This is a genomic window from Tahibacter sp., from assembly GCF_035481375.1.
Classification (GTDB): Bacteria; Pseudomonadota; Gammaproteobacteria; order Xanthomonadales; family Rhodanobacteraceae; genus Tahibacter.
The window spans coordinates 1-8,979 of sequence record NZ_DATIGT010000348.1 but is presented as its reverse complement, the minus strand read 5'-3'; the positions used below and the strand labels follow the sequence as shown (position 1 = coordinate 8,979).

11 protein-coding genes are annotated in these 8,979 nt (G+C 69.7%); all 11 read right to left on the bottom strand.

The features are described 5' to 3' along the window. On the bottom strand, positions 1-1,453 hold a 1,453-nt coding region (locus VLF18_RS23045; RefSeq protein WP_325281973.1), incomplete at its 3' end, for a putative baseplate assembly protein. A gap of 2 nt (positions 1,454-1,455) precedes the next feature. Further along, the gene (locus tag VLF18_RS23040; RefSeq protein ID WP_325281972.1) at positions 1,456-1,857 is read right to left on the bottom strand and encodes a GPW/gp25 family protein; all 402 of its coding nucleotides are present in this window, start codon (positions 1,855-1,857) and stop codon (positions 1,456-1,458) included. Continuing rightward, positions 1,854-2,621 (bottom strand): hypothetical protein, encoded by a 768-nt coding sequence (locus VLF18_RS23035; RefSeq protein ID WP_325281971.1) that lies wholly within the window; start codon positions 2,619-2,621, stop codon positions 1,854-1,856. Before VLF18_RS23035 ends, VLF18_RS23040 begins: the two co-directional genes overlap by 4 nt. A gap of 10 nt (positions 2,622-2,631) precedes the next feature. Beyond that, on the bottom strand, positions 2,632-3,141 hold the full coding sequence (locus VLF18_RS23030) for a phage baseplate assembly protein V (protein ID WP_325281970.1): 510 nt from the start codon (positions 3,139-3,141) through the stop codon (positions 2,632-2,634). A 34-nt stretch (positions 3,142-3,175) separates the two neighbouring features. Next, complete coding sequence (locus VLF18_RS23025) at positions 3,176-4,420, bottom strand: hypothetical protein (protein WP_325281969.1); 1,245 nt, start codon at positions 4,418-4,420, stop codon at positions 3,176-3,178. Positions 4,421-4,423: 3 nt separating this feature from the next. Beyond that, positions 4,424-5,119, bottom strand: coding sequence for a CIS tube protein (locus VLF18_RS23020; protein WP_325281968.1), 696 nt, complete (start codon positions 5,117-5,119; stop codon positions 4,424-4,426). Then, positions 5,116-5,322 (bottom strand): hypothetical protein, encoded by a 207-nt coding sequence (locus VLF18_RS23015; protein WP_325281967.1) that lies wholly within the window; start codon positions 5,320-5,322, stop codon positions 5,116-5,118. Before VLF18_RS23015 ends, VLF18_RS23020 begins: the two co-directional genes overlap by 4 nt. Next, positions 5,319-5,873 (bottom strand): phage tail protein, encoded by a 555-nt coding sequence (locus VLF18_RS23010; protein WP_325281966.1) that lies wholly within the window; start codon positions 5,871-5,873, stop codon positions 5,319-5,321. The genes VLF18_RS23015 and VLF18_RS23010 overlap by 4 nt, the downstream gene beginning before the upstream one ends. Then, a complete protein-coding gene (locus VLF18_RS23005; protein ID WP_325281974.1) occupies positions 5,870-7,861 on the bottom strand; it encodes a phage tail sheath family protein in 1,992 nt (663 codons plus the stop codon). Before VLF18_RS23005 ends, VLF18_RS23010 begins: the two co-directional genes overlap by 4 nt. Then, complete coding sequence (locus VLF18_RS23000; protein ID WP_325281965.1) at positions 7,861-8,310, bottom strand: phage tail protein; 450 nt, start codon at positions 8,308-8,310, stop codon at positions 7,861-7,863. Before VLF18_RS23000 ends, VLF18_RS23005 begins: the two co-directional genes overlap by 1 nt. 30 nt (positions 8,311-8,340) lie before the next feature. Further along, a partial coding sequence (locus VLF18_RS22995; RefSeq protein ID WP_325281964.1) for a phage tail sheath family protein occupies positions 8,341-8,979 on the bottom strand: 639 nt, incomplete at its 5' end.

The following is an 8,979-nucleotide window of genomic DNA, read 5'->3' as shown; positions in this document are numbered from 1 at the left end:
GCGGATGGTGCAGCGGCAGCGCCTTCGCGCGCGCGATGCCGCCCGCCGCGATCGCGTGCAGCTCGAAGTCGCCGACGGTGACGGCGCGTTCGTTGCTCCTGAGCGTTGCCGCGGCGCGGCGCGTCACCGCGTCGAAGGACTCTTCGTCCGCGCCGCCGAACGCCGGAAACGGATTGCGCACACGGCCGGCGTCGATGCCGGCCATGCCGCCGCGCAGCGTGTCGATCGCGTTCGCGCCGATGTTGCCGGCGGCGCCGCCGCCGAAGCGGTAGCGCCGCGCGACGATGTTCGACGGCCGCGCCGGATTCGCGACCGGAATGCGGCCCTGGCGGCCGTTGCCGAAGCGGACTTCGCCGGTCGTGCGATTGAGGACGTAGACGGTGTCGTCGGGTCCGGCCGCGTAGAAGTCGGCGACCTCGTTCCAGGCGGCGAAGCCTTCGCCCTCGTCGACGTCGACGACGAGGCTGCCGGCGACGACCGGAACGTTGGCAACGGCGAACACCTGGTCGGGCCGGCCGCTGCTGCGGCCGAGGATTTCCGCATCGACGCTCTGCGCCTGCCGCACGGTCGCGGTGTTCGTGCGCACCGCAAGGACCTCGGGCGCGGTCTGGTACGCGCCGTCGACGAGTCGCGCGCGCAGCCAGTAGCGCGGCGCGGCGATCTTGCCGCGCACGGTCCTGACGAACGCGTTCGCGGGCGGCGCGGACAGCACGACGTGCCCGCTGCGGCTGAACGCCGCGGTGTCGTCGCGCTGCGCGTCGAGCGCGCGCCAGTCCTTGCCGTCCCAGAATTCCCATTGCAGCGTCACGGGCGGCGGCGGCGCGTCGCCGGCGCGGGCCACGAGCGGCCCGCGCGCCGCGCGTGACTGGATCCAGATCATGAGATCGATCGTCACGGCCGGAAACGCGAACGCGCTGTCGAACCCGAGCATCAGCGCAGCGCCCGGCCGCGGGTTCGAGCCGAACGGCCGGAAGCCGACGTCGGCCGCGGCATTCGCGGCGCTCGCGTCGAGCACTTCGAAACCGGTGTCGATCTGCACGGCGTCGAGTTGCGCGACGAGCGCGATCAGCGCGCGCTCGGTCTCGAACACGACCGGCGCGTCCGCGCCGGCCGGCTGCGCCGACAGCTGCGTGCGCGCGGGCACGATGGTGTAGCCGGCGGCGAACGTCGGCAGCATGGGCAGGACGACTTCGGCCGCCGCCGGCGCGGCCGGCGTCAGCTCGATGCCGACGAGCTCGAGGAACTTCAGATAGTTCAGCTTGGGCACTTTGCCCAGGCGATAGGTCAACAGTTCGGTCATCCAGCCGAACAGTTCGACGATCGCCATGCCGGGCTCGTTCTCGTTGAGGTCGGTCCACTCCGGCGTGTAGCGCGGAATGCGCGTGCGCGCCTCGGCGACGAGATCGGCGTAGCGTCGGTCGTCGATGACCGGATACTGATCGCGCAGAGCCATGGTCAGGCGGCCTCCGTGATGTAGAACGGGTAGACGAGGTTGCCCATCGCGTTGTTCGCGCGAATGCGGTAGTCGACGCGCAGCAGCAGCAGGCTCGGTTCGACCGGGTCGGTCTGCGCGGCGACGTTGAGGACGTCGATGCGCGTCTCGTGCGCGACGAGCGCGCGTCGCACCGCGTCGACCGCGCGCGTGCGCGTCGCGCTGTTGTTCGGCGCGAACAGGAGATCGTGGATCGCGCAGCCGAACTGCGGCTGCATGAGCCGCTCGCCGCGGCGCGTGCCGAGGATGATGAAGATCGATTCCTCGATGCGCTGCTCTTCGCGCGACGTCGCGAGCGCGCCGCGCGGCGTCGTCTGCAGCGGAAACTTGAGGCCGGAGCCGAGGAAGGCGCGGGTCGGATTCATCCGTTGCAGCCTCCGAGCGCGTCGGCGACGAGCTGCAGCGTCTTGACCAGCTGATCGAGCGTGTCGATCGTGGACTGCAGGCTCGCGAGGTCTTCGGGCGATCCCAGCGCCGGCGTCGTGATCGGGTCGACGCCGGCGAGGCCGAACAGCGGTTCGGCCAGCGCGAGCAGCATCAGCACGGGTTCGACGCCGACCATCATCCCCTGCGCCGACGCCGCCGCGTTCTTCTGCGCGCATTCGAGCGTCGCGAGAAGCTCCGTGTTGCCCGCGCTCTGCGCCGACGCGATCTGCAGCGAGAGTCCGCTCATCACCGCGAGGACGCTCTTGAGTCCGCCGATCACGCAGCGCAGCAGCTTGATCATGAGACACAGCAGGTCGCGGATGAACGCGGGAATCGCGCCGAAGAAATCCGTGATGCACTTGATCAGCGGCGGCACCGCTTCGCCGAGCTTCTTCGCGGCCTCGGCGATCTTCAGCGGATCGGCGTCCTTGAGCGCCGTGACGAGTTCGATCAGCGGCTGCAGGACCTTGAGGATCTTCAGCAGGCAGTCGAGGTTCGCGAGGAACGGCGCGAGCTGCAGCACCAGCGAGAACGACAGCGAGCAGTCGTCCGGAATCTGCTTGGTGATGTCGGCGATGCCGCTGAACTTCGGGCCGCTCGGCAGCGTGATCTTGACCTTGCCGGGCGTCGGCAGCACGAGGCAGACCGGCTGCTTGAGCACCTGTTGCAGTTCGTCGGGCAGGGCGATGTCGATGTTCGGCATGGTCGTGCCCTCAGATCGGCGGCCCGACCGGACGCACCGGCCGACCCATGATGTTGACCGCGGCGGCGAGGATGCGCAGTTCGCCGACGGCCTGGATCGTCAGCGTGCCGTTCGTCATCACGATGCGGTTGCCGTGCGCGTCCTCGACGATCAGCGCGCCCTTGTTGCCGGCGACTTCGGTCGAATCGACGAAGCGGATCGTGTGGCCGTTCTTCGAGCGGATCATGCGCTGGCGCTCGTCCGGCGACGGCGGCGTCTGCTGCGGATTCCAGAGGAACCCGACGACGTAGGGGTGATCCCACATGCCCTGGTCGAACGCGATCGCGACCTCGTCGTCGATCTCGGGCATGAAGAACGCGCCGCGGCCGCCGCCGGCCATCGGCGAGATCACCGGGATCCAGCGTTCTTCCGTGCCGGACATCCACGGATAGCTGACCTGGATGCGGCCGAGCTGCTCGGGATCCTTGACCTCGACGACCTTGCCGATGACGAGGCCCTGCGAGCGTTCGCGATCGCTCATGGCGCGCTCCTGCGTCGGTGGAATGCGTGGCGCGTCATGCGGTGAGCCTCTCGCCGGTGTCGGGGTCTTCGCGCCGCGCGGTGAAGCGCGTGATGTAGCCGGAGTTGTTGAGCGTGTGCGTGGTCTCGGTGACGAAGTACTCGCCGGAGAGTCGCGAGCCGATGCCGCCGAGCCGGATACGCGAGCCGGCACGCAGGTGCGGCAGGCCGACGACGCTGCCGGTCGCCTTGACGAGTTCCTGCGCATTGCCGCGCAGGATCGAGCGCGCGGCGGCCTTGGCCTCGGCTTTCGTGAACACCGGCCGCGTGACGACGCGCTCCTCGCGCGGGTCGCACTGCATCACGATCTCGGCGAGGCCCGGATTGAGCTTGCGCAGTTCCTTGTCGTTCCAGTCGACGCTTTCTTCGATCGGCTTCTGCGCGGCGCGGTCCCAGCCGCGGACGGTGACCTTCTTGACCTGGTTGGCCGTCGTCAGCGTGACCTTGACGTCGATGAGGCCGCGGCCGAAATCGAGCTTGTAGGGCGCCGGGCCGCCGGCGGTGGAACGCCCGAAGAACAGATAGTCCTCGAACGCGTCGCCCTTCGGGCGGCGGCGCACCTCGACGACGTAGCCGCGCACGCGCGCGCGCCGCCACAGGAAGTCGATATCGCATTCGTTCTTCTGGCCGACGAAGGTGATCGCCGGTTCGTCGGCGTTCGGGTCGACCTCGATCGGCATCGGAATGCGCCGCGCGTCCTGGCCGGAATTCTTCCATTCCGAGTCGACGAGGCCGTCGAAGCTCTTCGCGATCCTGCTGTCGGTCGTCTCGTGCCACTTGCCGTCGTATTTCTTGCGGCGCAGGCGATGCAGCAGGTTGAGGCCGCGCACCGCGAGCGTGTGCGGACCCCCGGAGGTGAAGTTCGGCTCCATCGTCGTGAAATTGCCGGTCATCACGTCGGTCAGCTCGCCGCTGTAGCCGAGCCGCAGCGTGACCTTCTTCTGGCACGGCTCGAAGATCGTCTGCAGCGCCTTGACCGTCGCGTCGTCGTCGCGGCCGTCGCCTTCGGAACCGACGTACTTGAAGCGCCGGCGATGCGCGTCCCAGTTGGCGACGACGAGTTCGAACCCGTCGATCTGTTCGACGTTGTCCTTGTAGGTGAGCTCGACGATGTCGCGCAGCACGTCGTTCGGCGGCGCGACGCCGTCGATCAGCAGCTCGAAGCGCGGCACGCGAAAGCCGCGCGCGCGGCCCGCGGATTCGTCGGTGAGCGTGGCGTAGGTGGGCTCGGCGTCGGACATGGCTCAGCGCTGCGCCGGAATCAGGAGGACCGCACCCGGCGTCAGGCGGCGCGGATCGTCGATGCCGTTGGCCTCGGCGATCGGGCGCCACAGCCCCGGACGTTCGTAGTAGCGCGCGGCGAGCGCGCTGAGCGTCTCGCCGGCCGCGAGCACGTGGGCGTGCGTGCGGTCGGGCGAGGAGAGGTTCAGTTCGTTGAACTGCTGCTCGATCGGCCGCCACTCGCGCAGCACCAGCGTGACGGTCGCGCGCAGCGGAACGCCCTCGGGGCTGAACATCGTGAACTTCTGGCGCACGCTTTCGGCCATGCCGGTGAAACTCGTGCGCCGCTGGTTGCCCCACTGTTCGCCGAGCCGGTTGCCCGGAAATTCGTCGTGCCACGAGAACGTGACGACGGGCGGTGCGTGCAGCGTCGGAATGATCTTGACGAGCTGGAAGAACTTGTCGGTTTCCGCGGTGACCGAGCGCGCGTTCGCGCCGATGCCGTCCTCGGTCGTGTCGCAGAACAGTTCGAGCGTCAGGCGCTCGGCCTGGCCGCGCACGAACTGCTGGATCGGCGCGTCGAGACCCGGGATGTTGATCTCGGCGAGCTGCGCGTTCTTCTCGAACGACAGCTCGGTCGGATTGAACTGCACTTCGACGATGTCGAAGTCGTTCTCGCCGACTTCGATCCAGAGCTGGCCCTTGACCGGAATGCTCATCGTGCGCCTCCGTCGAGCCTGTCGGCATAGCCGTTGTCGGTCGCGCGCTCGCCGGCGACGCGCCGCTCGTGCGCGAGCATCTCGCGCACCGCCGGCAGCACGGCGTCGATCAGCTGGCGCACCGCATCGGCCGACATCGCGCTGCCGCCGTCGACGGCATGCAGCCGGCTGACCACTTCGTCGACGATGATCTGCGTGCTCAAAACAGGTCTCCGATCGCGTCGACGACGCCGCCGACCGCGGCCGCGAGGCCGGATGCGCCGTCGAGCAGGTAAAGGCCTTCGTGCGCGATCGTGATCGACTCGATCGCGACCGCGTTCTGCTGCGCGTTGAACGTCGGCGCGCTGAACTTCACCGGCAGCCCGCGCCGGAACCCCCATGCCGTGTGCGGGCGGTGCCGCGCGTCGAGCAGCGTGATCACGCCATCCTTGCGCAGCACGACGCCCTGGCTCACGTTGTAGAACCAGTGGAACAGGTCGTGATTCACCGCAGCGCCGCGGCGCAGCGTGATCTCGCCGTACTTGTGGCGCTTCGGGAACAGCAGCACGGTGCCGTTGTTGCCGCCTTCCTCGTATTTCTCGACGTCGAGCGTCGCGTCGAGGCCGCTGCATTCGTTGAAGCCCGCCAGCGGATTGGCGACGACCGGAGACAGCGCGATCGACGTCACGGCGCCGGCGGAGGTCGCCTGCGCATCGATGAGGCTGACCTGGAAGTTGTACGCGAGCAGCGGATCGAGACGGGCGCCGATGCTCATGACGCCACCACTGCCGCGTCGTCGAGCGCCACTGTCAGCGTGTTGCGCTCGCGGCCGACGCGCAGGACGATGAATTCGCACGGCGCTGCCGGCGCGAATCCCACGCGCGCGATCAGGCGGCCCGCATCGCGATCGGCGGCGGTCGTCGTGTCGTCGTCGCAGCGCACGAAGAACGACGTGTCGGCGGTCGCGCCGGCGAACGCGCCGCGCGCGTGGAATCCGCCGAGGAGCCCGCGCAGCGTCGTCGTGACGCGGTGCCGCGTTCCCGCGTCGTTCGGCTCGAACACGACCGGGCGCAGCGACAGCTCGATCGCCTTCTTCAGCGTCAGCATCAGCCGCACGACGCTGATGTGGCGCCACTGCGGATCGAACGACAGGGTCCGCGCGCCCGCAACGAGGCACGGGCGGCCGAATTCGCCGCGCACCGCGTTGATCGACGCGTCGTTGAACGCGCCGTGGTCGGCATCGTCGAGCGCGCGCACGGCGGCGACGACGCCGTTGAGCGCGACGTTGCCGGGTGCGCGGAAGACGCCGTGCGCGCGGTCGGTCGCGGCGATCGCGCCGAGCACGTGCCCGCACGGCGGAATCGTGCGCACCGCAGTCGTGCGCGGGTCGAGCACGGAGATCCATGGCGCGTACAGCGCACCGCAGCGCCGGTCGTAGCGTTCGCGCCAGGCGATGACGGCCTGGCGCGACTGCGACGGCTGCGTCGCGAGCGGCTCAGGCAGCGCGAGTACGGCGAAGCGGTCGCCGAGGCGTTCGCAGTGATCGAGCAGCGCCGACTGCAGGCGCGACACGGTCTCGTCGTCGAACACCGGCGGAAGCTCGACGGCCGGCGGCGGGACGAACGGCGCGACGGGTTCGGGCGGCGCGGGACAGGCGCGGCAGGGATCGGGACGCGGCACGACGCGCGGTGCGTAGTCCGGATCGGGTTCGGGGCGTATCAGCACGTCGGGCATCGCGAGCAGCGCGATTTCGTCGATGTCGGCGAGCGCCTCGACGCCGCGGCGCCTGGCGGCGCGCGCGAGATCGCCGTCGAGCGGCGAGGGCGGCTCGCCGACGAAGTCGCGCGGCGCAAGCAGCGCGAGACCGTCGCGGCCGCCGGCGAGCGGCATCGTGCGCGCGAACGTCACGGCGAGCGGCAGCGGCGCCGTGCCGGTCGCGAGATCGTCCGGCGCGTCAGCGACGACGAGTTCGGGCGCGCGCGGCACGCCGTCGGCGCGACGCGGGTCGTAGTCGACCGCCGCGAGCACGCGGCCGACGTAGCGCGGATGCTCGGGCACGAGATGCAGATCGGCATAGGCGGCCGCGACGCGGCCCGACGCGCGCACGGTCAGCGCGTACGCGATGCGCGTGATACGCAGCGGCAGTGCGGGGGCGAAGCCGGACAGCGGACGGTCCCAGGCGCCGCGCCGCTCGGGGCGGTCGTGAACCCAGTACAGCCGCCGCGCGCGCGCATCGACCTCGACGATCACGCGCGTCGCGCTGACCGCGCCTTGCTCGATCGTCACGAGATCGCCGGCCGCAAAGCCCGTCGTGTCGCCGACGCGCGCGTAGTGCGGCGTGTCCGCCGTGGCGGCCGTCGCGACGCGGCGTCCGGACGCCGACCATTCGATGCCGAGCGCGTTGCCCCAGCTGCCGGCGGAGCTGGCGCGCAGTACGAGCACGACGTTGCCGGCCGCGTCGCGCAACGCGGTCGTCGCGGCCTGCGCGCCATGCGCGGCGTCGTTGCTCGCCACGCGCACGCACCAGCAGCGCCGCCCGCCGTTCTCGAAGAAGCCGCGCACGGCGTACGCGAGATAGCCGGCACCCGTGCAGGCGCCGAACTGCGCGGCGAACTGGCGCATCGATTCGACCGGCACGGGCGTGTCGAGCGGCCCGCGCTCGGCGATGCCGACGAAGCCGGCGACGTCGGTGCGCAGCCGCGCGCCTTCGCCGCGCGATGCGTCGGTCCGTTCGACGTGGACGCCGGGCCGGTTCGGTCGCATCACGCGGTCTCGAGCTCGAACGTCAGGGCTTCGTGGCAGATCTCCATCGCCTCGATCGCGACTTCGTTGCCGCTCGCGTTGAGCGACGGCCCTTCGATCTTGTTGATCCAGCCGTTCTCGAAATTCCAGCGCATGACGTCGCGATGCGCTTCGTTCATCAGCACGATGCTGCCGTTGCGACGGTCGTTTTCGCCGTTGGCGATGCGCTGGTACCAGCGCCACAGCGTGTCGTCCTGCACGTAGCCGCGCTTGCAGCTGAGCATCGCGTACTTGCGCAGCGCCGGCAGCTTGCGCACCGAGTTCTTCAGGTCGGTGCCTTCGCGGTAGTCGACCGGGTCGCCTTCGGCGGTCAGGCCGCCGACCTCGCTGAACGCGGCGACGGGCAGGCCGTCGATCTCGACGCGGAAATTGAACCCGCGGAACGGGTCGATGCGGATGTCGGTGGGCATGTGCGTCTCCTGGGGTTGGGCGGCGGCTCGTTATGCGGCATCCGCGGTCCACAGACCGATGCGGACGATGACGAACTCGGCGGGCTTGACCGGCGCGACGCCGATCACGCAGACGAGGCGTCCGTTGTCGATGTCGTCGCGCGTCATCGTCGTGCGGTCGCATTTGACGAAGAACGCCTGCTCCGCCGTCGTGCCTTCGAGCGCGCCGTTGCGCCACACGGTGGTCAGGAAGTTCGCCACGCTGCGCCGCACGCGTGCCCACAGCGGCTCGGCGTTCGGTTCGAACACGACCCATTGCAGGCCGCGGTCGATCGAGTCTTCGAGGAAGATCAGCAGCCGGCGCACGTTGACGTACTTGTAGTCGTTGTCGCTCGTGATGCAGCGCGCGCCCCAGACGCGGATGCCCCGGTTGTTCGGGCGGAAATCGCGGATCACGTTGACGTGCACGGGGTAGGGATTGAGGATGTCCTGCTCGCCCTTCGTGAAGTAGCGCGTGAGGCCGGTCAGGCCGCGCAGCGCTTCGTTGGCCGGCGCCTTGTGCACGCCGCGCTCGTTGTCGACGCGCGCGTAGACGCCGAGCACGTGGCCCGACGGCGGCACCGGGTATTGCCGGATGTTCGCGAGGTTCGTCGGAAACGGATCGGGAATCGTGAGCCACGGGTGATACAG

What these genes read in the sequence shown, in the direction of transcription:
- VLF18_RS23040 (WP_325281972.1), bottom strand. Translation starts at nt 1,857, where the DNA reads ATGAATCCGACCCGCGCCTTCCTCGGCTCCGGCCTCAAGTTTCCGCTG.
- VLF18_RS23035 (WP_325281971.1), bottom strand. Translation starts at nt 2,621, where the DNA reads ATGCCGAACATCGACATCGCCCTGCCCGACGAACTGCAACAGGTGCTC.
- VLF18_RS23030 (WP_325281970.1), bottom strand. Translation starts at nt 3,141, where the DNA reads ATGAGCGATCGCGAACGCTCGCAGGGCCTCGTCATCGGCAAGGTCGTC.
- VLF18_RS23025 (WP_325281969.1), bottom strand. Translation starts at nt 4,420, where the DNA reads ATGTCCGACGCCGAGCCCACCTACGCCACGCTCACCGACGAATCCGCG.
- VLF18_RS23020 (WP_325281968.1), bottom strand. Translation starts at nt 5,119, where the DNA reads ATGAGCATTCCGGTCAAGGGCCAGCTCTGGATCGAAGTCGGCGAGAAC.
- VLF18_RS23010 (WP_325281966.1), bottom strand. Translation starts at nt 5,873, where the DNA reads ATGAGCATCGGCGCCCGTCTCGATCCGCTGCTCGCGTACAACTTCCAG.
- VLF18_RS23005 (WP_325281974.1), bottom strand. Translation starts at nt 7,861, where the DNA reads ATGCGACCGAACCGGCCCGGCGTCCACGTCGAACGGACCGACGCATCG.
- VLF18_RS23000 (WP_325281965.1), bottom strand. Translation starts at nt 8,310, where the DNA reads ATGCCCACCGACATCCGCATCGACCCGTTCCGCGGGTTCAATTTCCGC.